Raw genomic sequence first — 22,141 nt, forward strand, 5'->3', positions numbered from 1 at the left:
GCCGTGGGTGAATACCTTCGGGCGCGTGGACACCACGTCGCTCACCTGGCGCCCTCTCACCCGCGACGACGCGCAGGCGGCGGCCGACCTGCTCAACGCGATGGAGACCGTCGACCGGATCGGCGAGACGTACACGGCGCAGGACACGTTCCAGGAGCTCATTGACCCCTACGCGGACCTGGAGCGCGCGAGCCTCGCGGCGTTCGACGGGGACATGATGGTCGGGTACATGAAGATCCGCTACAAGCGGTTCGCGGAAGAAACCCACCGCGTGTACCTCGACGGTGGCGTGCACCCGGACTTCCGGCGCCGCGGTATCGGCACCGAGCTCGTCGAAGCCGGGGTGGCGGCGGCGAAAACGCTGCACGCGCTGCGCCACCCGGCGCTGAAGCTGGCGATCGACGTCCACAAGGCCGCGCACATCCCCGGTGTGGCCGAACTCGTGGGCCCGCGAGGCTTCGTGCCCGTTCGGTACTTCCAGCACCTGGAGCACCCGCTCGGCGCCGCGCTTCCCGAACCCGCGATCCCGCCAGGGCTGCGGATCGAGCCGTGGTCGGCGGACAACGACGAGGAGTTCCGGTTGACCCGTAACAAGGCGTACGCGGACTCCTGGGTGCCGGCGCCGGTTCCCGCCGACAGCTGGCGGAACAAGATCGCCAACCACACCCTGCGACCCGAGGCGAGTTTCCTGCTGCGCGCCGAAGAAGCTGTCGCGGGGGTGCTCGTGGCCAACCAATGGGAGGGCGACGTCGCGGCGACCGGCATCCGCGACGCGCACTTCATGGTCCTCGGGACGATCCCGGCCTACCGCAACCGCGGTGTCGCCGGAGCGCTGCTCGGGCACGCGCTGCGGGCTGCGGCCGAGCACGGTTTCGACCAGGCCAGCGTGAAAGTCGACGCGCCGAGTCCGGCGGGGGCGTCCGGGATCTTCGCGAAGGCCGGCTTCACCCCGACGATCCTCTTCGTCCGGCGAGCGCTCGTAGTCTGACGCAAGCTCACCTCCCGCAGATGAGGCCGTTCCCGACCCGCCCCCAGATGCTCGCCATGAGGGACGCGACGCAGAACGGAGGCAGGATAATGACGATCGGACCCATCCAGCTCGTCGTACTGGGATTTCCGGACCCGGACTTCCACGGCGCGATCATCACCGAACTCGAGCGCCTGAGGGAAAGTGGCACCGTCAACGTGGTCGACGCGCTGGCCGTGCACAAGGATTCCGACGGCGGGATCGAGGTCGCCCACCTGAGCAACCTCAGCGACGAAGAGGCCGTCGAGCTCGGCAGCAAGGTCGGGGCGCTGATCGGGCTCGGAATCGAAGGTGAGGAAGGCATGGAGGCCGGCGCGGTCGCGGGTGCCGAGGCGGCCGCGGACGGCGTCGAGGTGTTCTCCGACGAAGACGCCTGGGACGTCCTGGAGGAAATCCCGGACGGTTCGGCGGCCGCCCTCGTGCTGCTGGAACACCGCTGGGCCATCCCCCTGCGCGACGCCATCGCGGAAGCGGGCGGGTTCCGCATCTCCGACGGCTTCATCAGCCCGCTCGACCTCGTCGCCATCGGCCTGGTCACGGCGGAGGAAGCGCAGCAACTGCACGCCTTCGAGACCGCCACCCCCAGCCGTACCTGAATCAGGAGGGACCACCATGTTCGGATCCCGCAGGGTCGCTCGCCGCACGTCGCGGCGGACCGCGCGCCGCGTCAGCCGGCGGCGCCGCTGAACCACGGCCGGGCCGCGTGGACGATCCCGCCGACCGGCGAGTCCCACGCGGCACCGGCGATCTCCGGCGAGTGGTGTCCGATGTGGACCCTCGGGGCACCGGCGGAGCAGTTGAACCCACCAGGCGGGCGCGATTGCGCTTTACACTGACCCCGTGCCGGACGACAGCCGCCCCGCGTGTGTCGAAGACGTCCACGAGCTCGCTCTCGGGATGCCGCACGTCACCGTCTGGCCCGGAACCGAGCACAAGCCGGTGTACCAGGTCGGGGGCAAGTCGTTCGTCTTCTTCCGCAACCCCCGCCCGGACGCGGTCGACCCGGAGACGGGCGAGCGCTACCCGGACGTGATCGTGTTCTGGGTGCCGTCCGAAGGCGACAAGGCAGCACTCGTCCAGGACGAGAACTCACCGTTTTTCACGACGCCGCACTTCCGCGGCCACCTGTCGGTGCTCGTGCGGGCCTGCCGGCTCGGCGAGATCAGCCGGGCCGAGCTGGCGGAAGTGGTCCAGGAGGCATGGCTGTCGCGCGCTTCGGCCCGCCGGGGTGCGGCGTGGCTCGCCGATCAGGAGGCCAGGTCGTAACCGAGCCGAGTCTTGACCGGGTGACTGTTATCGCTAACACTATGCGCCGGAAAGAGTGACGCGGACCACCCGGACGAGGAAGGCGGTGACGTAGTGTCAGCAGGAGCGGCGGGAGATCGGCAGGCGAGCCTGACGGACGTGGCCGGGCTCGCGGGCGTGTCCCACATGACTGTCTCGCGGGTCATCAACGGCACCGGCCCGGTCCGCCCCGAGACCCGCGCGCGGGTGATGGCCGCGGTGGAGGAGCTGGGTTACCGGCCCAACTCCGCGGCCCGCGCGCTCGTCACGGGCCGTTCCGGCACGCTCGGGGTCGTCGCACTGGAGTCCAATCTGTACGGACCCGCGAGCACCCTGCACGGCATCGAGAACGCCGCCCGGGAAGCCGGCTACGCCATCACGATCTCGAGCGTGAGCCGCCCGGGCCGCTCGTCCATCGCGGACGCGGTGGAGAGCCTGCGGCGCCAAGCCGTGGAGGGGATCGTCGTGATCGCCCCGCACGTCACGGCCGGGCAAGCACTGGCGGGAGTGCCCTCGGCGGTCCCGGTGGTCGCCGTCGGCGGCGGAGAGGGCGCGCCGGTTCCGGTGATCTCCGTGGACCAGTACGACGGAGCCCGCCGCGCGACCGAGCACCTGCTCGCGCTCGGGCACCGCACGGTGTGGCACGTCGCCGGGCCGGAGGACTGGCTGGAGGCGCTCGAGCGCGAGCGCGGCTGGCGCGAGACGCTGGAGCGCCACGGCGCCGAAGTGCCGCCCGTCATCCGCGGCGACTGGAGCCCGGCGTCGGGCTACGCCGCCGGCCGGGCGCTGGCCAGGAAAGTGTCCGCCGCCGACGGCGGGCTGGACGCGGTGTTCGCGGCCAACGACCAGATGGCGCTGGGGCTGCTGCGCGCGTTCACCGAAGCCGGCATCGGCGTGCCGGCGGACGTGCACGTGGCCGGCTTCGACGACGTCCCCGAGGCGGCGTACTTCACGCCGCCGCTGACCACGGTGCGCCAGGACTTCATCGAGGTCGGCCGGCGCACCTTCGGGCTGCTGACCGAACGGATGGGCGGCGGCGACCAGCACGTGCGCCATCTGGTCGAGCCCGAGCTGATCGTCCGGGAGAGCACCGGACCACGCTGAGCGCGGTCCCCACCGAAGGAGAACCACGTGTCCCCGCACTCTCCGAATGTTAACGCTAACATTCACGAGCCCCTCGTGGTCGGCGTCGACTTCGGCACGCTCTCGGGCCGCGCCGTCGTGGTGCGGGTCTCCGACGGCGCCGAGCTGGGCACCGCCGTGTACGAGTACCCGCACGGCGTCGTCGACCGGACGCTGCCCGTGACCGGCGAGCCGTTGCCGCCGGACTGGGCGCTGCAGGTCCCCTCGGACTACGTCGGGGTGCTGCGCACCGCCGTCCCCGCCGCGCTCCGCGAAGCCGGCGCCGATCCCGCCGATGTCGTGGGCCTCGGCACCGACTTCACCGCGTGCACGGTGGTTCCGACCACTGTGGACGGAACGCCGCTGTGCGAGCTGCCGGAGTTCGAGCGCGAGCTGCACGCCTACGTGAAGCTGTGGCGCCACCACGCCGCCCAGCCGCAGGCCGACCGGATCACCGAGCTCGCCCGCGCCCGCGACGAGAAGTGGCTGCCCCGCTACGGCGGGCGGATCTCGTCGGAATGGGAGTTCGCCAAGGCGCTGCAGGTCCTGGAAGAGGCGCCCGCCGTCTACGCGGCGACGGCGCACTGGGTCGAGCTGGCCGACTGGATCGTCTGGCGGCTGACCGGCCACTATGTCCGCAACGCCTGCACTGCCGGATACAAGGGCATCCTGCAGGACGGCGAGTACCCGGGCGCCGATTTCCTGCGCGAGCTGAACCCCGGGTTCGCGGACTTCGTGGCGGACAAGCTCGACCGGCCGCTCGGGCGCCTCGGCGACCGGGCCGGTTCGCTCACCGCCGAAGCGGCGGCGTGGACCGGTCTGCCGGAAGGCATCGCCGTCGCGGTCGGCAACGTCGACGCGCACGTGACCGCGCCCGCCGCGCAGGCCGTCGAACCCGGCCGGATGGTCGCGATCATGGGCACCTCGACGTGTCACGTGCTCAACGCCGAAGAGCTGCGTGAGGTCCCCGGCATGTGCGGCGTCGTCGACGGCGGGATCGTGCCCGGGCTGTGGGGCTACGAGGCCGGGCAGAGCGGCGTCGGCGACATCTTCGGCTGGTTCGTCGAGCACGGCGTGCCGGCCGCCTACCACGAGGACGCGCGGCGAGCGGGCGTCTCGCTCCACGAGCACCTCACGGCGTTGGCGTCGGCGCAGGAAATCGGCGCGCACGGGCTGGTCGCGCTCGACTGGCACAGCGGCAACCGCTCGGTGCTGGTGGACCACGACCTGTCCGGCGTCGTCGTCGGCCAGACGCTGGCCACCCGCGCCGAGGACACCTACCGGGCGCTGCTGGAGGCCACGGCGTTCGGCACCCGCACGATCATCGAAGCCTTCCGGGACTCGGGCGTACCGGTCACCGAGCTGGTCGTGGCCGGCGGGCTCGTCCGCAACGCCTTCCTGATGCAGCTTTACGCGGACGTGGTGAACGTGCCCCTGTCGGTGATCGGGTCCGCGCAGGGGCCGGCGCTCGGCTCGGCCCTCCACGCCGCTGTGGCGGCCGGCGCTCACCCGGACATCACCGCGGCTTCTCGCGCAATGGGCTCGCTCCACCGCGACGGGTATCGGCCGATCCCGGAAAACGCCCGTGCCTACGACGAGCTCTACGCCGACTACCGCGAGCTGCACGACCACTTCGGCCGCGGCGGCAGCGACGTGCTGCACCGCCTCGCGGCCCGCCGCCACGCCACCGCCACCGCCGGCGAAAGGACAGTCCTGACATGTCGCTGACCGACGAGCTGCTCGGCACCGTCGCCGAACTGCGCCGCACCGTCGCGGACCTGCACGGCGAGCTCACGCGCAACGAGCTGGTCGCCTGGACCGCGGGTAACGTCTCGGCGCGGGTGCCCGGGCGCGAGCTGATGGTGATCAAGCCGTCCGGGGTCTCCTATGACGACCTGTCCGCCGACACCATGGTCGTCACCGACCTGCGCGGGCGGCTGCGCCACGGCGACCTCGCGCCCTCGTCGGACACAGCCGCCCACGCCTACGTCTACCGGCACCTGCCCGACGTCGGCGGCGTCGTGCACACGCACTCCACCTACGCCACCGCGTGGGCCGCGCGCGGCGAGCCCATCCCGTGCGTGCTCACGATGATCGCCGACGAGTTCGGCGGGGAGATCCCGGTCGGGCCGTTCGCGCTGATCGGCGACGATTCCATCGGCCGCGGCATCGTCGAGACGCTGCGGGCCAGCCGCTCGCCCGCCGTTCTCATGCGCAACCACGGCCCGTTCACCGTCGGGCGCACCGCCCGCGACGCGGTGAAGGCGGCGGTGCTGGTGGAGGACGTGGCCCGGACCGTCCACAAGGCATTCGAGCTCGGCGCGCCCAAACCGTTGCCGGCCGAGGACGTCGACCGGCTCTACACGCGCTACCAGAACGTCTACGGCCAGCGCTGAGCCCGGCCGGCGCACACGACGAGGAGACAAATGGCTTCGCAGAACAAACCCCAGGTCTGGTTCCTCACCGGGAGCCAGGCGCTCTACGGCGAGGACACGCTGGCGCAGGTCGCGGGCCAGTCGCTGCAGATCCAGCGGCTGCTCGCCTCGACGGGACGGCTTTCGGCCGAGCTCGTCGGGAAACCGGTGCTGACGGAGGCCTCCGCGATCCGCCGGCTGCTGCTCGAGGCCAACGCCGACACCTCCTGCGTCGGGGTGATCGCGTGGATGCACACCTTCTCGCCGGCGAAGATGTGGATCGGCGGGCTCGACGCGCTGCGCAAACCGTTGCTGCACCTGCACACCCAGCTCAACGAAGCCCTGCCGTGGCACAGCATCGACATGGACTTCATGAACCTCAACCAGGCCGCGCACGGCGACCGGGAGTTCGGCCACGTGCTGACGCGCCTTTCCGTGCCGCGCAAGACCGTCGCCGGGCACGCGGGCGACCCGGTGGTCGTCGACCGGATCGACGCGTGGGCCCGGGCCGCGATCGGCGCGGACCACCTGCGCGAGCTGCGGCTGGCTCGCTTCGGCGACAACATGCGCGACGTCGCCGTGACCGAAGGCGACAAGGTCGAGGCCGAGCTGCGCTTCGGTGTCTCCGTCAACACCTACGGTGTGAACGACCTCGTCGAGCTCGTCGACAACGTGTCCGAAAAGGACACCGGCGAGCTGGTCGCCGAATACGCGTCGGCCTACGACCTGGCGCCGGAGCTCGCCGAAGACGGCGCCCGTCACGAGGCCCTGCGCTACGCGGCGAAAGTCGAGCTGGGGCTGCGGCTGTTCCTCACCGAGGGCGGTTTCGGCGCGTTCACCACGAACTTCGAGGACCTCGGCGGCCTGCGGCAGCTGCCGGGGCTGGCCGTGCAGCGGCTGATGGCCGAGGGCTACGGCTTCGGCGGCGAAGGCGACTGGAAGACCTCGGCCCTGCTCGCCGCGGTGAAGGCGATGGGGGCCGGCACCGGCCGCGGCACGTCGTTCATGGAGGACTACACCTACCACTTCGGGCCGGGCGAGCCGAAGATCCTCGGCGCGCACATGCTCGAAGTCTGCCCGAGCATCGCCGCCGCGCGCCCGTCGTGCGAGATCCACCCGCTCGGCATCGGCGGCCGCGAGGACCCGGTGCGGCTCGTGTTCGACGCCGCCCCCGGTCCCGGCGTGGTGCTCGGCCTGGCCGACCTCGGCGACCGGTTCCGCTTGGTGGCCAACGAGATCGAGGTCGTCCCACCCGACGAGCCGCTGCCCAGCCTGCCCGTCGCGCGCGCGGTCTGGCGGCCCGCGCCGTCGCTCGCCACGTCGGCCGAGTCGTGGATCACCGCCGGCGCGCCGCACCACACCGTGCTGACGCAAGCCGTGCCGGTCGAGACCCTCCGCGATTTCGCCGACCTGCTCGGCGTCGAGCTCCTGACCATCGACGCCGGCACCACCACCTCCGGGTTCGCCGACCGGATCCGCTGGAACCAGGCCTACCACCGGCTCGCCCAGGGCTTCTGAAAGGAGCACGAACAATGAAGTTCAGCCGAGGAATCCGAGGGGTCACCGTCGCCGCGCTGGCCCTGACGCTGGCCGCCTGCGGTTCGAGCGTCAAGACGGCCGACCAGGCGCCCGCCGCGGGCTCGTCCGCCGGCGCGCTCGTCGGGGTCACGATGCCGACGAAGTCGTCGGAACGCTGGATCCACGACGGCGACAACATCAAGTCGGCGCTGGAGAAGCTGGGGTACAAGGTCGATCTGCAGTACGCCGAGAACGACATCCCCACGCAGGTCAACCAGATCGAGAACCAGATCACCAAGGGCGCGAAGCTGCTCGTGATCGCCTCCATCGACGGCACCGCGATCACCACGCAGCTGCAGGAAGCGGCCGACCACAAGATCCCGGTGATCGCCTACGACCGGCTGCTGCTCAACAGCCCGAACGTCGACTACTACGCGACATTCGACAACTACAAGGTCGGGGTCCAGCAGGCGAACTCGCTGCTGAAGGGCCTCGGCACGGGCCCGGGGCCGTTCAACATCGAGCTGTTCGGCGGCTCGCCCGACGACAACAACTCGACGTACTTCTTCAACGGCGCCATGTCCGTGCTCAAGCCGCTCATGGACAGCGGCAAGCTCGTGGTGAAGAGCGGCCAGACGACGTTCGCGCCGACCGCGATCCTGCGCTGGGACCCGGCCACCGCCCAGCGGCGCATGGAGGACCTGCTCACCAAGACCTACGGCGGCGGCGCGAAGGTCGACGGCGTCCTCTCGCCGTACGACGGCCTGTCCATCGGCATCCTCTCGGCGCTCAAGAGCAACGGCTACGGCACCGCCGGCCAGCCCTACCCGGTGGTCACCGGCCAGGACGCCGAGGTCGCGTCGGTCAAGTCCATCATCGCCGGCGAGCAGTACTCGACGGTGTTCAAGGACACCCGCAAGCTCGCCGACGTCACCGTGAAGATGGCCGACTCCGTCCTCAAGGGCGGCAAGGCGGAGGTCAACAACACCACGGATTACAACAACGGCAAGAAGGTCGTGCCCTCCTACCTGCTGCAGCCCGTGGTCGTGGACAAGACCAACTACCAGAAGGAACTCCTCGACTCCGGCTACTACACGGCGGGGCAGCTGAAATGACGGAACTGCTCGGCATGCGCGGGATCACGAAGACCTTCCCCGGGGTCACCGCGCTCGCCGACGTCACCCTTTCCGTGCGCCGCGGGGAGATCCACGCGATCTGCGGCGAGAACGGCGCCGGGAAGTCGACCCTGATGAAGGTGCTCTCCGGGGTGCACCCGCACGGCAGCTACGCCGGGGAGATCCGGTTCGACGGCGAGGCGTGCGAGTTCGGTTCGGTGCGCGACAGCGAACGCCGGGGAATCGTGATCATCCACCAGGAGCTGGCGTTGTGCGGGCAGCTCTCGATCGCGGAGAACATCTTCCTCGGCAACGAGCGGGCGCGGCGCGGGTTCATCGACTGGAACCGCACCAACCACGAGGCCGGCGAGTTGCTGCGGCGCGTCGGCCTCGCGGAGAACCCGGTCACGCCGGTGCGCGACCTCGGCGTCGGCAAGCAGCAGCTCGTGGAGATCGCCAAGGCGCTGTCGAAGCAGGTGAAGCTGCTCATCCTCGACGAGCCGACCGCCGCGCTCAATGACGACGACTCGGCGCACCTGCTCGACCTGCTGCGCGGGCTGCGCGACGAGGGCGTGACGTCGGTGATCATCTCCCACAAGCTCGGCGAGGTGATCGCGATCGCCGACACCGTCACGATCCTGCGCGACGGCCGGACGATCGAGACCCTCGACGCGGCCGGGCTCACCGAGGAGCGGCTGATCACCGGCATGGTCGGGCGCGACCTGGAGCACCGTTTCCCGCCACGGGAGCCCGACATCGGCGAGGAGGTGCTGCGGATCGAGGACTGGACCGTGCACAGCCCCACCCAGCCGGGCCGGGTCGTGGTCGAGGGCGCCAACCTCACGCTGCGACGCGGGGAGGTGGTCGGCCTGGCCGGGCTGATGGGCGCGGGTCGCACCGAGCTGGCGATGAGCGTGTTCGGGCGTTCCTACGGCACCGGCATCTCCGGGCGGCTGATCAAGGACGGCGTGCCGATCGACGTCCGGTCGGTCCGCGACGCCGTGCGCCACGGCATCGCTTACGCCACCGAGGACCGCAAGCGCTACGGGCTCAACCTCATCGAAGACGTGCAGCGCAACGTCTCGGCCGCGGGGCTCGGGAAGCTGGCACGCCGCGGCTGGGTCAACGAGCACGCCGAACACGACACCGCCGCGCGGTTCCGGCAGGACCTGCGGATCAAGGCCCCGACCGTGCGCAGCGTGACCGGGAAGCTCTCGGGCGGCAACCAGCAGAAAGTCGTGCTGGCCAAGTGGATCTTCACCGACCCGGACGTGCTGATCCTCGACGAACCGACCCGCGGCATCGACGTCGGCGCGAAGTTCGAGATCTACTCGATCATCAACTCCCTTGCCGCACAAGGGAAGGCGGTGCTGGTCATCAGCTCCGAGCTGCCGGAGCTGCTCGGTCTGTGCGACCGGATCTACGCGCTGTCCGCGGGCCGGGTGACCGGTGAGGTCGCCCGCGAGGACGCCACCCAGGAGCTGCTCATGCAGTACATGACGAAGGAACGCCCATGACCACAACGGACACGGCCCGGCCCGCCGCGCCCCCGGCCGCCACCCCGGGCAGGCGGATCTCGATCAACCCGCGCCAGAGCGGGATCTACGTCGCCTTCGCCCTCATCGTGGTGCTGTTCGAGGTGCTCACCGGCGGCGCGCTGCTCGAGCCCCAGAACATCTCGAACATCATCGTGCAGAACTCCTACGTGCTGATCCTCGCGATCGGCATGATCCTGGTGATCATCTCCGGCCACATCGACCTCTCGGCCGGCTCGGTGGTCGCGATGACCGGCGCCGTCTCCGCGGTGCTCATGGTGAACCTGCATGTGCCCTGGCCGCTCGCGGTGCTCATCACCCTGGTGACGGGCGCGGTGATCGGCGCGTGGCAGGGGTACTGGGTCGCCTACTTCGGCATCCCGGCCTTCATCGTGACGCTGGCGGGGATGCTGGCGTTCCGCGCGCTGACGCTGACCGTGCTGGGCAATCAGGGCATCGGCCCGTTCCCCGACGCGATCCGCACGCTGTCCAACGGCTTCACCGACGGCTACCTCGGCAACATCGGCCTCGGCCCGCTCGGCGGCGCCGACCTGGTCAGCCTGATCGTCGGCGTGCTCACCGTCGCCGCCATCGCGATCACCCAGCAGCGCAAGCGCTCCGCGCGGCTCGGGTACGGGCAGGACGTGGACCCGTACCCGGTGTTCGTCGCGAAGGTCGCCGGCGCCGCGATCCTGGTGCTCGCCGTGGTCGTGCAGCTCGCGCGGTTCAAGAACCTGCCGTGGGTGCTGATCCTGCTGGCCGTGCTTGTGGTCGGCTACTCGCTCGTCGCCGGGCGCTCGGTGTTCGGCCGCCACATCTACGCGGTCGGCGGCAATCTCCAGGCCGCGACGCTGTCGGGCGTCAAGGTCAAGTCGGTGGCGTTCTGGATCTTCGTGAACATGGGCGTGCTGGCCGCGCTCGCCGGGATCATCTTCGCCGGCCGGCTCAACCAGGCCGGCCCGACCGCCGGCGTGAACTTCGAGCTCGACGCGATCGCCGCGGCGTTCATCGGCGGCGCCGCCGTGCAGGGCGGCGTGGGGAAGGTCGTCGGCGCGATCACCGGCGGGCTGATCATGGCGGTGATCAACAACGGCATGTCCCTGATCGGTGCTCCGAGCGAGCGCGTGATGCTGGTCAAGGGCGTGGTCCTGCTCGCGGCGGTCGCGTACGACATCTGGACGAAACGACGCGGCACGGCTTAGTGGCTTTCGTCCGTCTACTGTAGACCTCCATGCTTCGGACGGGCGAGTCCGTGGCAGCCAGGCGGGGCGAGCGCCTGGCTGCCACATCACGATTCGAACCTTGACACCCCCACGGCCGCGCTGTTGGATCCCGTGTCGTTCCCCGAAGAAAGCTCGTCATGGCGACGGCGGCCGCGCTCCTGCTCGGTGGTGCGGCGGTCGCCGTGACGGCCGGCCTGGCGACCGGCGGAGAGCCGGCCCCGGTGACCCCGGCAGCGCCCCCGGTGGGCTCGGCTCCGGCCGCACCGAAACCCGTTTCCCCTGCACCGCAGCCACTTTCGCCGGCAGCGACCGTGTCCGGTGAGCCGGCGCGCGCCGACGCCGTGGCCGTCCACAAGGCACACGAGCCCGGGGCAATTCAGTCACCGCAGTACGCCAGCGGCAAATCCGGCAGCTCCCGGAGCGACGCCGATGTCTACAAACAGCCCATCAACGCTCGCCCTTCGGGTCAGGTGCCCGGCCTCGGGCCCGTGCTCGGGACGAAAACGGGCGACACCGGTCCCTCGGACGAACCGGTCACCACGCCCTCGCCGATTCCCAACCCGGCCGCGGCGCCGACCACGTTCACGCCGTCGGTGCAGCCCGGGCCGTGACCTAGGTGTACTGACCGGTGAGGTTGGGGACGCGGATGGCGGGTGGGTGCCCGTTGAGTGCGGTGTGTCCGCGATGGTGGTTGTAGGTGTGCAGCCAGTGTGGCAGGGCTTGGCGTCGTTCGGTCTCCGTGCGGTAGGGCTGGGCGTAGGCCCATTCCTCCAGCAGAGTGCGGTTGAAGCGTTCGATGCTCCTATGTTCGTCAAGCAGTGCTCGGGAGGGCTGGCTCTGGGGCGATCGGTGCCGATCGCGGAAGGTTGGCGTAGATCTCGCGGGCGATCGCAACCTCCCCGGACAGAACACCTAGGGCCGGCTGAAGATCGTGATCGAGTGCCCGACCTCGTCGATCGGGGTGCTGGTGGCCAGCAAGGCCTTCAGGTGGGCGTCCGCCTTGGCGATGGAGGAGTCGGAGACCGCGAGCAGGCCGTGGACCTGGTCCGGGGGCACGCGGAGGGGGTCGGCGGCGGCGATGCCGTAGAAGGCCGGCACGCCGCTGCCCTTGTAGACGAGCCACGGGCGTTCGCCCGGGTAGCGCGTTTTCAACCGGTCGGCCAGGCGGCCGAGGTCCTGGCCCCAGTCGACGTTCGAGTCGTGCAGGCGCAGGTGGGTCTCGGACGGGCCGCCGAAGGCCTCGTTGGAGTAGGGCAGGTAGTACGGGAACGTCAGCAGCGAGCTGACGGCCGTGAACACGACCAGGGCCGCCGCCGCGAGGTGGGCTCGGCGGCGGTGCAGGAGGACGAGGCAGGCGGCCGCGACGGCGAGGAACATCGGGAGGAAAACCGTGTACCGGACGCCGAAGTCGCGGCTGCCGGTCATGGCGCCCGCCAGCAGCACCGCGGACGGGACGAGAAGGTACGGCGCCGCGGGGCGCAGCCGGGGAATCGCGAGCAGCACGGCGATGCCGGCCAGCCACAGCGCCAGCGTGCCGAGCGGGGTCTTCACGAGGATCGCGGCCGGGAGGTAGTACCAGAGGGCGCCGAAGTAGAGGCGGCCGAACAGGAAGCCGCTCCACACCTGGTCTTCGAAGCCGAACTGGAGGTGCATGCCGTCGCGGTACGGCGCGGGCACCGGCAGCCAGTCGGCGAGCGCGCGCAGGCCGTGGAGGGTCGGCAGGCCAGGCGGTGCCTGCCAGCGCAAGCGCGGATCGACGGCGAGGTAGGCGGCCCAGAGGACGGCAACGGCGATCAGACCGACGCCGAGGACCGTCGTGACTAGTTCGACCGCCGTCCGTTTCGGACCCAGGCCACCCTCACGGCGGAAGTGCCACACGGACAACGCCGCCAGGAACAGCACCACCGGAACCGCGGGCAGAGCACTCATCTTCGTCGCGATCGCCGCACCCAGGGCGAGTCCGGCGAGGGGGAGATACCGCACGGGCCGGCGCCGGGCCCGCCACACCAGCCAGGCCGACGTCAGCAGGAACCCGGCCATCGGCACGTCGAGCGTGGCCAGTGAGCCGTACGCGATGACGTCGGGCGAGAAGGCGTAGAGCGCGAGCGCCATAAGCCCGCCGACCGGACCGGCGAGATCACGCGCGAACGCGAAGACGACCAGCCCGAACAGCAGCGTCAGCACGATCATCGGCAGCCGCGCCAAGAACATCAGGTGTCCCGGATCGCTGCCCGACTCGTACAGCACGCGCCGGCCGAGCTGCGTTTCGTCACCGGCGAAGGCGGGGTCGAGGTGCACGTCGGCGAAGGCCAGGCCGGACGCGATGATCAGCTTGCCCAGCGGCGGGTGCTCCGGGTTGTACCGCAGGCTGTGCTGGTCGAGGTAGACGACGGCCGTGCCGACGTACACCGGCTCGTCGATCGTCGGGGTCTGCTCGACGGCCGTGGTGACCATCGCGAACGCCATCTGCGCGAGCAACGCGAACCCGACGAGTGCGAACGCCCATCGCCGGTGCCGGCGCAGCCACTCGAACCGGCCCGGCGGGGACTGGGCCGGCGCCGGGTCCGCCGGGGTCGCCTCGCCCGCGCTCGACAGCTGGCTCGTAGGCGGCGACAACCCGAAGTTCCTTCCACGCGAGAGAACACGTCCGCGCCCATGCTACGTCCCGCCCGACGCGCGATCGGCTCGTGACCACGGCCGGCCGTCCAGTTGAGCGTGTCCGGGTCGTCCTGCGCGGCGGCCTGCACGGGCCGGCCGAAGCGATCGGCGCGACCCGAGGCTCGGTGAACCGCGGACGCCGGCCGCAGAGCACCTCGTCCGTTTCGAACCCGGCGCCCTGGTGGCCCTCGCCGGAGTTGCTCGCGCATCGCACGAGGCGGGGTAAGGCTGACCGCGCAGGCCGGGTGGTAATTCGGTTGACCCGGTCCCGCGGCGCCGCTGCACTGTGGCGCGACAGCCACGACACCCCGGGGAGACCGCCGCAGTGGAAATCCGCGCCACGACCGAGCAAGACTTCGACGTCTTCGTCGACACCGTCCACGCCGCGTTCGCGCGGTTCCCCGAGACGCCGGCCGAGGGCGGCGGCGGGTTGTGGTGGTCGGCGCTCGAGATGGACCGCGGGGTGCTGGCCGTGGCGGACGGGCGGCCCATCGGGACCGCGGCGGCCTACTCGTTCGAGCTCACGCTGCCCGGAGCGGTCGTGGTGCCGGCGGCCGGCATCACGTCCGTCGGGGTGCTGCCTCCGCATCGGCGCCAGGGGGTGCTGAGCGCGATGATGCGGCACCAGCTGGCCGAACTGCGGTCGCGCGGGGAGTTCCTGTCCGTGCTGCTGGCTTCGGAGGCCACGATCTACGGCCGCTTCGGCTACGGGCCGGCGACCTACACCGGGCAGCTGACGGTTCCGCGGCGCCAGGGCGCGCTCGCCGCGCCGCGGGCTCACGCGCCGGCCGACACCGGCTCGGTCGAGGTGCTGAAGCGAGACGAGTGCGTCGAGCTGATGGAAGACGTCTACGACCGCTACCGCCGCGCGCAGCCCGGCGCGTTGTCGCGGCCGTACCGGTGGTGGGCGTTACGCGCGGGCCAGCCGCCGATCACCGCGGCGCCGCGGTACATCGCCGTGCACCGCGACGCCGACGGGACCCCGGACGGGTACGCCAGTTACTCGCTCGGTGAGCCCGGCACGCTGACCGTCGACGAAACCATCGCCACCGACGACGCCGTTTTCACCGCCCTGGCCCGGTTCGTGCTCGGCCACGACCTGGTGACGCGCGTGGTGTTCAAGCACGTCCCGCCGTGGCACCCGCTGCGCTGGCAGCTCGAGGACTTCCGCGCCGGCGAGGCGAGCGACGACGACTGGCTGTGGGTGCGGCTGCTGGACGTCCCGCGCGCGTTGACCGCCCGCGGCTGGTTCACCGACGGCGAGCTGGTCCTCGACGTCACCGACCCCTTTCTCGACGAGCGCGGCCGCCACCTCCTCACCGTCCGCGACGGCAAGGCCGAGTGCGTCCCCACGGACCGCGCGCCCGACCTGTCCCTCGACGTGCGCGACCTCGGCTCCCTCTACCTCGGCGGCACCACCCCGAGCACGCTCGTGCGCGCCGGCCACGTCCACGCGCACCACGCCGAAGCCGCCGGTGTCGCCGACGCGCTGTTCCGCGCGGAGCGAGAGCCGCACTGCCTGCACTGGTTCTGACGGTGGGGGCGGATCGGGCCGTTCGACGGGCGTCGGGTAGAAGCGAGGTAGGAGCCGACGAGCCGGTCGGCCATGTCGGCGGGGTAGCCGTTGAGCGTCTCCCACCGCAGCTCCGACGCGGGGGCGAGCCGGCGAATGGCCTGGCCCAGGTCGACGGTGATGTCCTGACCCAGCCCCGTGCGCATGCGCCACAGCTTCGCGGCGAGCACCGACTGCTGGGTCAGCGCGACAGCCGCCGCCCCGCCGATGCGGATCGAGCTGGGCAGCAGCGGGTCGCGTTTGAGGAAGGTGACGGCGCCGCCGCTGTCCTCGGACGTGAAACCCAGTGGCGCCAGCACTTCGCACAGCTCGGCGTGCGGGTCGAACGCGTCGTCGGACGCACGATTGCGCACCGCCCGGAGCATGGCGTCGCGCATCGCCGGCGGATCGGTCGTTTCCACAGTGGACGCTCCAGGGTCGGGACCGCGACGTCCGCGACACGGGCCACGAGCTCGCCTGCGCCAGGGCACCGCGGTGCGGCGGGCAGCGAAGCGCGTCGATCGTGGCGACGGCAGCGGGCCCGCCGGGCCGACTTCGGAGGATCCGTTATTCGTCCTGCGACGCCGGACGGTTCCCGCGCACGACCAGAACGGGGCACAGCGCGTAGGAGATGAGGCTCTGGCTGGTGGACCCGAGCGCCAGGCCGGCGAGCCCGCCGCGCCCGCGGCTGCCGACGACCAGCAGCTGCGCGCGATCGGCCCAGTCGAGCAGGCCGTCGGCCGGCTTCTCCTTCACGGCCAAGCGCTCGACCTGCACATCGGGGTACTTCGCCTGCCACCCGGCGAGCCGCTGCGCGAGCAGTTCCCGCTCGTGGGCCTCGATCGCGTCGGCGTCGGCGGACGAGCCGGACTCCTCGAACACCGACGCGAGGAAGCCTTCCTTCCAGCAGTGCACGGCGACGAGCGGAGTCCGGCGCCACGACGCCTCCTCGAAGGCGACGCCGATCGCGTCCTCCCCGATCGGCGTCGCGTCCACACCGACCACGACCGGGCCGTCCACCGGCGGCGCGTCCTCGGCGACGTGGGGACGCACGAACGCGACCGGGCACTCCGCGTGCGAAGCGAGCGAGACCGACACCGAGCCCAGCACGAACCGGCCGAGCCGGTGCAGCCCCGTCGACCCGAGGATCAGCATCCCGGCCGACGCGGACTCGGCGCGCAGGGCCGACGCCGGCTGTTCCGGCCGCAGCACAGCCTCGGCGGCCAGCTCCGGCGCCACCTCCGCGACGGCGGCCTGCGCCCGGCTGAGCACCCGCTCGCCGCGTTCGCCGACGACCCGTTGCGCGTCCTCGTAGGTCGGCGCGGCGTGCGGGTACGTCACGGGGATCTCGTCCACGGCGTGCACGAGCCGCAGGCCCACGCGGCGCTCGCGGGCCATCCTCGCGGCCCAGCGCGCCGCCATCAGCGACGACTCGCTCCCGTCGACCCCGACGACCAGATCGGTGGACGCGCTTGCCATGGGTTCCCCGCCTTCGTCGGTCTGCCGGCACCTCGGACTGTAATCGCAGCGGACCTGCACGCGAGACGGCCAACAGACCCCCGACCGGGTGACTTTCGTCCAGCGGTGCCCACCCCTTCGAGCCGGTATCCAGTTGATCTGCATACGGACGACCATGCGGTCCGGATGAGCACTCCCCCGGCACGTCCGCTCAGTCCTGTGCTTGACAACGGGCCTCGGCGGGTGCGATTTTCATCCGCATACTGCTGATTGTCGCCGCAGCAGCGAGATGCGTTGGCAGCACTCGATCTTCCGCAGCACCCGATCTCCGGCGAAGGACTTTCGACAACAACGGCGACAGCCGTGCGACGGCCGTGCGACGTTCATACCGGCCCAGCAGACAATCAACCCGGACGCCTGCGGGGCCGGATTCGTGCGCGCGGCCGTGATGAGTTGCGGCGATCAGTCCGGGCAGCCGTCGAGGGTGGGTACCGGGTACTTCGGGTCGTAGTAGCCGGGCGCGTCCTGATCGCCCGCGGGCGCCGGGCCGACGGGCGGGTTGGCGTAGCCGGGTGCAAGAAAGCCTGTCTTCGCAGCGGCGCAGCCGACGGAGGAGAACGCGCTGTGCTCGCCGTCGATCCAGAGCCCCTGACTGGTTTCGCTGAAGCTCGTGCCGCTGCGGAACACGTAGTTCTCGTCCACGCGCACGAAGCTGACGATCTGCGCCGGCCCGGTCAAGCCGCCGGGGTGGGGATCGTCGAAGGCGTAGGCGACCACGTATTTGGCGTCCACGGCCAGCTCCCCCGGCTTCGTCCCGGGGTGCGCGGTCAAGGTGCCGAACATCCGCGGGCCCGCGTCGAGCAGGCGGTATCCGTCGGCGATCTCGGTCACGTACGGCAGCAGGCCCTTGTCGTGCTCTGCCACCTTCGATGCGATCCACGGCCGCGCGTCCGGCGCCAGCTGCGCCAGGAAGGCCCTGGGGTCGCGCCCCGCCACGACGGCGGGTTCGAGCCGCGCGGCGAAGATCGCCCGCTTGACCTGCGCGTAGGCGTCCGCGGCCACTTCGGCCTTGACCGCCGCGGTCGCGGTGGTGGCGATCCCGCCGAACCCCTTGGCCCACTTCTCGGCGGGCGTCCGGTCGTACGGCCGCGCCAGATCGACGCGCGCGAGAACCGGCACCGCCGTCGGGTTGGGCGCCGCCTCCTCGGCCTCGGGCCGGCTCCCGACGAGCACGATCGCCGCCGCCGTCACTCCGAGGATGAGGAGGACGAGCGTCGCGCCCCACCACCGCCCCCGCGGCCGCCGCAGTGGTGCGCGCCGCTGCTTGCGCACCTTCCGGCGGTCCTTCCTCGCCCCCGCCCGCGCGCCGGCCTCCGCCCGCTTGCGCCACTCCGGATCCACCAGATCCGGGTGGGAGTCGAGCAGGTCTTCCTCTTCCACGTGCTTGCCCCCAGAAAACGTCGTCGCCTCCTCATCGACGATCCGCGGACATCGTTACGGCGCCCGGGGGCTTGCCGTGCGGTTCACCCGAGCGGCTCGCTCGGATCCCCCAGCACCACGAGGATCCGGGACGGCTCGTCGCCGTCGTCCCCGTAAATGGACACCCGCTCCACCGGCAACTGCAGCCGAAGCTGCCCGTTCGGCTCGTAGATCGCGAGCTACCGCCGAGCCGGCTCGATTTCGCCGCGGTGCAGGAACCCTGGCCCGTCGACCGCGAACGCCTCCTCGACACACCGCCGAGGAGGCGGCACCGGGTCAATGGCCGTCGCGGGCGGGTGGGGCGACGGTGGTGATCGTGGTGGCGCGGGTCAGGGCGTAGGCGGCGAAGAGCGCGGGCAGGCCGAGTACGGCTAGCAGGAGCCAGGTGCTGGTGGCGTTGGCGATGACGGCCCACTGGACCGTGACGAGGAGGCCGGCGTTGAGCAGGACGCGGCCGGTCAGGGAGACCAGGCGGGTGCGGGTCCAGGAGGCCTCGGCGGCGGCCCTGGCACGGCGGGCGCCGGACCACCAAGCCCAGGAGAGTACGAACAGAAGGGCGCCGGCAACGAGGATTTGGGTGGGCGTGAGGGTGTTCATGGTTCACCCCGATCGGATTCGCGTGGTGGGCGAAGAATGGTCGACAGAAGGGGCTGAAACGCGTCGGTGGTGCCGATGCGGTGGCCCGTTCCGGCTTGCCTGATCAGGATGGCCTTGAACGCACCGGGGTCGCAAAGTTTCCGACCAAGTCCGATCAGCGCTGCTCAGCGGCACGATCTCGGCTTGGACCCGGGTGTCGGGCATCATGGCACAACGGCGGGCGCCGCGCCCGGGGTGAGGAGGGGCCGGCTGTGACGAGTGCGCCGTTCGGGGAGCCGCCTGCGCCCGGGAAGCCCGGGTCGCTGCCTGAGTTCGCGGTCCGCTTGCAGGCTTTGCGGGAGTGGTCGAGTGTGCGGCTGCGCGCGTTGCCGGCTCTGGTCGAAAAGGAAATGGCGGCGCGTGGGGTGCCGGCCGAAGCGGTCAGATGTGCGTACGGGACCGCGCGGGAGATTTTCCGCGACGAGCCCAAGCGGTACAACGAGGCGTTGCTCATCGACGTCATCCGGGCGTTGCTCAGGAAGGCGCATCCGTCGGCGGAGGCGCTCGAACGGCAGGTGGTGCTGTGGCGCGAGAGTTATCACCACGCCCGGCGGCGATCGCGGGAGAAGGCGGTGTTTCCCGGGTTCTCGATCGGGCCGCTCAGCACGGGTGTTCAGCTGCTGGAAGGCAACGGGGAACGGGAGATCGCGGAAAGTGATGTCCACGTTCTCGTCACGCCCCGAGCGGTGTCGGTTCCGCCGATTGTCGAACACATGAGAATCAAGCTCGCCAAAGAATACGAAGGCCGCAACGAAACCTGGCGCCAGTACAACTCGCCCTCACCACGCTACGCAGTCCACGATTTCGTGGTGAACCGCCGCGGCCACGAAGAACTCCCCGAGGTCACGATCCACTTCACTTACTCCGACTACCTCACTTTCCTTGCCACCCAGCAACTCGACGAACCCCTCCCCGGCGGCGACACCCTCCGCAGCCTCTACCTCGACGGCCGCGACCCCCAGGACACCCCGGACTTCATGCGCTCCAGCTTCGGCCTCAACGTCGCCGTCGTCACGGCCGACGGGTGGCTCGTCGTCGCGCGGCGCAGCGGGCGGGTCGGCGTGGGGAAAGGCGAGTGGAACTCCTCGGCCAACGAAGGGCTGCAACGGGAACTCGACGGGCGACACGGGCCGCCCAATCTCTTTCGCGCCGCCGAGCGCGGGCTCAAGGAAGAGCTGCGCCTCAGGCCCGATCACTACGACCTCAAGCTCCTCGCGTTCGCCGTCGTCACCTCGAACTCCCAGTGGCGCTGCCTGTTCCTGGCGAACCTCCGCACGATGACCCGGCGGCAGTTCGAGAACAACCTCGGCCGAGGCGTCCAGGACGCCTGGGAGCACCGGGGATTCGAGTACGTGGAGTTCGAGCCGCAGACGACGATCGAGTACCTGCTCCGACCCGACCGCCGCGACTCGTGGGCTCCCGCGGCACCGGTGTTGTTCTACCTGTCGCTGGTGCACGTCCACGGCGAGGAAGCCACGGACCGCGTCGTGGAAACGCTCGAAGCACAACAAGAAACGGGCGAGGACCACTAGCAGGGGCCCTCACGCCGGCGTGAGCGAAGGCGGCAACGCGGCCGCACCCCAGGACTGGTTCGGCGTCGCGCTCATGTGGAGTACCAGTTCGCCGCCCCGAATCACCTCGTCGTGGGTGATCCAGGCGCGGTGCAACGGCTTTCCGTTCAGCGTCGCCGACGTGATGTAGACGTTCGACGGCGAGTTGCCGATCGCGCGCACGGTGAACGTCCGGCCGCGGCCTGTCGTGAAGCGCGCGCGGTCGAAGACGGGGCTGCCGAGGATGTACACGCAATGTGGAGTACCAGTTCGCCGCCCCGAATCACCTCGTCGTGGCGCGATTACGTCGCACCGGTCGCCCGCTCTCTCGCGGAGACCGACATCCAGCCCGACGTCGCGTGGCCGGGGGGCGACGGTGCTCTGGCGACCAGCCCCGAACCTTTCCACCGTCGGCTGGGCTTCCGGCCGACCGGGCAACTGCACGAGGGCGAGGTGGTCGGCCGGATCGAGCTCGAAGCCTGACCTTCGGCGCCGAACTCCCGGTGCTACCGGGCTTTCGTTGCGCCGCAGCCGAAGCGGGCTTCAGCTCTTCGCCGCGGCCGTCGAGCCACGGCGAACCAAGTCGACCGGCAGCACCACGCGTTTGGCCGGCGCCGTCGGAGAAGCGATGTGTTCCAGCAGCAAGCGGGCGGCTTCGCGGCCGATGTCGTAGTGCGGGATGCGCACGGTGGTCAGCGACGGGCGCTGGCGGTCGACGAACGGCATGTCGTTGAAGCCCGTCACCGACACGTCGCCGGGGACGGTGCGGCCGAGCTCGTCGAGGGCGGAGTAGCAGCCGAGGGCGATGAGGTCGTTGCCGGCCAGCACCGCCGTCAGCGAGGGGTGCGCGGCGAGCAGGCGCAGGGTCGCGGCGTGGCCCGCGGTTTCGGTGAACGCGTCGGCGAACTCGACCGCCTCGGCTGCCGCGGCGAGGCCGGCGGACGTGGCGGCGTCGAGGTAGCCGCGGTAGCGCTCCCAGCCCGTGGACAGGTCGCGCGGACCGGCGACGTGGCCGATGCGCGTGTGGCCGAGGCCGGCGAGGTGCCGCACGAGCAGGTGGATGCCCGCGGCGTTGTCGGCGGTGACCGAAGGGATGCCGCCGTTGTCGGTGCGGCGGTTGACCAGCACCGTGGGCACCGAGGACTTCAGCTCGTCGGAGCGGCGGCTGGTGGCCAGGATGAACCCGTCGATCTGGCGGCCGCGCATGGCGGAGACCAATTCGCGTTCGCGGTCCGGGTCGCCGTCGGTGTTGCCGACGAGCGCCATGTACCCGGCGTCCCGCAGACCGTCCTCGATGCCGCGGACGATCGGCGGGAACACCGGGTTGCGCAGGTCCGGGATGATGACCCCGGCGACCGACGACGTGCGGGTGCGCAGACTGCGCGCGGCGGAGTTGGGCGCGTAGCCCAGTGCCCGGGCGGCCTCGGCGACCCGGTTCGCCGTCCGCGCGTTGACCATCCCGCGCGTGGCGGGGTTGAGCGCCCGGCTCGCGGTCGCGGCGTGCACCCCCGCCCGCTCGGCGACGTCCTTGATCGTCGGCGGCCTGTTCATCGTGCCAGCATAGAGTGAC

General features: G+C 70.9%; 20 protein-coding genes and 1 pseudogene. 14 read left to right on the forward strand and 7 right to left on the reverse strand.

Going from position 1 to position 22,141, the window contains the following annotated elements:
* Positions 1-25 precede the first annotated feature (25 nt).
* The 11 genes from AB0M56_RS39350 to AB0M56_RS39400 all read left to right on the forward strand — a co-directional run bounded on the left by AB0M56_RS39350 (position 26) and on the right by AB0M56_RS39400 (position 11,849).
* On the forward strand, positions 26-988 hold the full coding sequence (locus tag AB0M56_RS39350) for a GNAT family N-acetyltransferase (protein ID WP_364185854.1): 963 nt from the start codon (positions 26-28) through the stop codon (positions 986-988).
* 89 nt (positions 989-1,077) lie between these two features.
* Entirely contained in the window at positions 1,078-1,623 is a 546-nt protein-coding gene (locus tag AB0M56_RS39355; protein ID WP_364185856.1) for a hypothetical protein, read from the forward strand.
* Between the two features lie 244 nt (positions 1,624-1,867).
* A complete protein-coding gene (locus AB0M56_RS39360; protein ID WP_364185858.1) occupies positions 1,868-2,293 on the forward strand; it encodes an MmcQ/YjbR family DNA-binding protein in 426 nt (141 codons plus the stop codon).
* A gap of 93 nt (positions 2,294-2,386) precedes the next feature.
* A complete protein-coding gene (locus tag AB0M56_RS39365; RefSeq protein ID WP_364185860.1) occupies positions 2,387-3,415 on the forward strand; it encodes a LacI family DNA-binding transcriptional regulator in 1,029 nt (342 codons plus the stop codon).
* A gap of 60 nt (positions 3,416-3,475) precedes the next feature.
* Positions 3,476-5,161 carry a ribulokinase gene (araB, locus tag AB0M56_RS39370; protein WP_364185992.1) on the forward strand — a complete coding sequence of 562 codons (1,686 nt, stop codon included), beginning with the start codon at positions 3,476-3,478 and terminating at the stop codon, positions 5,159-5,161.
* Complete coding sequence (locus AB0M56_RS39375; RefSeq protein ID WP_364185862.1) at positions 5,152-5,829, forward strand: L-ribulose-5-phosphate 4-epimerase; 678 nt, start codon at positions 5,152-5,154, stop codon at positions 5,827-5,829. Before araB ends, AB0M56_RS39375 begins: the two co-directional genes overlap by 10 nt.
* 30 nt (positions 5,830-5,859) lie before the next feature.
* Entirely contained in the window at positions 5,860-7,365 is a 1,506-nt protein-coding gene (araA, locus tag AB0M56_RS39380) for an L-arabinose isomerase (RefSeq protein WP_364185864.1), read from the forward strand.
* A 14-nt stretch (positions 7,366-7,379) separates the two neighbouring features.
* On the forward strand, positions 7,380-8,480 hold the full coding sequence (gene chvE / locus AB0M56_RS39385; protein ID WP_364185866.1) for a multiple monosaccharide ABC transporter substrate-binding protein: 1,101 nt from the start codon (positions 7,380-7,382) through the stop codon (positions 8,478-8,480).
* The gene (mmsA, locus tag AB0M56_RS39390) at positions 8,477-9,997 is read left to right on the forward strand and encodes a multiple monosaccharide ABC transporter ATP-binding protein (RefSeq protein WP_364185868.1); all 1,521 of its coding nucleotides are present in this window, start codon (positions 8,477-8,479) and stop codon (positions 9,995-9,997) included. The genes chvE and mmsA overlap by 4 nt, the downstream gene beginning before the upstream one ends.
* On the forward strand, positions 9,994-11,217 hold the full coding sequence (gene mmsB / locus AB0M56_RS39395) for a multiple monosaccharide ABC transporter permease (protein ID WP_220239590.1): 1,224 nt from the start codon (positions 9,994-9,996) through the stop codon (positions 11,215-11,217). The genes mmsA and mmsB overlap by 4 nt, the downstream gene beginning before the upstream one ends.
* Before the next feature lie 158 nt (positions 11,218-11,375).
* Positions 11,376-11,849, forward strand: coding sequence for a hypothetical protein (locus tag AB0M56_RS39400; RefSeq protein ID WP_364185870.1), 474 nt, complete (start codon positions 11,376-11,378; stop codon positions 11,847-11,849).
* A gap of 1 nt (position 11,850) precedes the next feature.
* Here the strand turns inward: AB0M56_RS39400 and AB0M56_RS39405 are convergent.
* Positions 11,851-12,036 (reverse strand): annotated as a pseudogene (locus tag AB0M56_RS39405) (integrase core domain-containing protein); the annotation flags it as partial.
* Positions 12,037-12,150: 114 nt separating this feature from the next.
* Positions 12,151-13,854, reverse strand: coding sequence for a phospholipid carrier-dependent glycosyltransferase (locus tag AB0M56_RS39410; RefSeq protein ID WP_364185871.1), 1,704 nt, complete (start codon positions 13,852-13,854; stop codon positions 12,151-12,153).
* A gap of 367 nt (positions 13,855-14,221) precedes the next feature.
* Between AB0M56_RS39410 and AB0M56_RS39415 the strand changes: the two genes are divergently transcribed.
* Entirely contained in the window at positions 14,222-15,430 is a 1,209-nt protein-coding gene (locus tag AB0M56_RS39415) for a GNAT family N-acetyltransferase (protein WP_364185873.1), read from the forward strand.
* A gap of 585 nt (positions 15,431-16,015) precedes the next feature.
* On the opposite strand, the gene AB0M56_RS39420 is transcribed toward AB0M56_RS39415, so the two are convergent.
* The 3 genes from AB0M56_RS39420 to AB0M56_RS39430 form a co-directional block, all read right to left on the reverse strand.
* On the reverse strand, positions 16,016-16,927 hold the full coding sequence (locus AB0M56_RS39420) for a universal stress protein (protein ID WP_364185875.1): 912 nt from the start codon (positions 16,925-16,927) through the stop codon (positions 16,016-16,018).
* A 441-nt stretch (positions 16,928-17,368) separates the two neighbouring features.
* Positions 17,369-18,346 carry a hypothetical protein gene (locus AB0M56_RS39425; RefSeq protein WP_364185877.1) on the reverse strand — a complete coding sequence of 326 codons (978 nt, stop codon included), beginning with the start codon at positions 18,344-18,346 and terminating at the stop codon, positions 17,369-17,371.
* A gap of 315 nt (positions 18,347-18,661) precedes the next feature.
* A complete protein-coding gene (locus tag AB0M56_RS39430; protein WP_364185879.1) occupies positions 18,662-18,982 on the reverse strand; it encodes a hypothetical protein in 321 nt (106 codons plus the stop codon).
* Positions 18,983-19,233: 251 nt separating this feature from the next.
* On the opposite strand from AB0M56_RS39430, the gene AB0M56_RS39435 reads away from it, so the two are divergent.
* Entirely contained in the window at positions 19,234-20,553 is a 1,320-nt protein-coding gene (locus tag AB0M56_RS39435; RefSeq protein ID WP_364185880.1) for a hypothetical protein, read from the forward strand.
* Positions 20,554-20,562: 9 nt separating this feature from the next.
* Here the strand turns inward: AB0M56_RS39435 and AB0M56_RS39440 are convergent, their stop codons facing one another.
* The gene (locus AB0M56_RS39440; RefSeq protein ID WP_364185882.1) at positions 20,563-20,823 is read right to left on the reverse strand and encodes a glycoside hydrolase domain-containing protein; all 261 of its coding nucleotides are present in this window, start codon (positions 20,821-20,823) and stop codon (positions 20,563-20,565) included.
* Positions 20,824-20,826: 3 nt separating this feature from the next.
* On the opposite strand from AB0M56_RS39440, the gene AB0M56_RS39445 reads away from it, so the two are divergent.
* Positions 20,827-21,054: a hypothetical protein gene (locus AB0M56_RS39445; RefSeq protein ID WP_364185884.1), complete on the forward strand. Its 228-nt coding sequence runs from the start codon at positions 20,827-20,829 to the stop codon at positions 21,052-21,054.
* A 60-nt stretch (positions 21,055-21,114) separates the two neighbouring features.
* On the opposite strand, the gene AB0M56_RS39450 is transcribed toward AB0M56_RS39445, so the two are convergent.
* Complete coding sequence (locus AB0M56_RS39450; RefSeq protein WP_364185886.1) at positions 21,115-22,122, reverse strand: LacI family DNA-binding transcriptional regulator; 1,008 nt, start codon at positions 22,120-22,122, stop codon at positions 21,115-21,117.
* Positions 22,123-22,141 lie beyond the last annotated feature (19 nt).

Origin of the sequence: Amycolatopsis sp. NPDC051372 (genome assembly GCF_040682095.1) — a bacterium.
In the GTDB taxonomy this organism is placed as follows: domain Bacteria; phylum Actinomycetota; class Actinomycetes; order Mycobacteriales; family Pseudonocardiaceae; genus Amycolatopsis.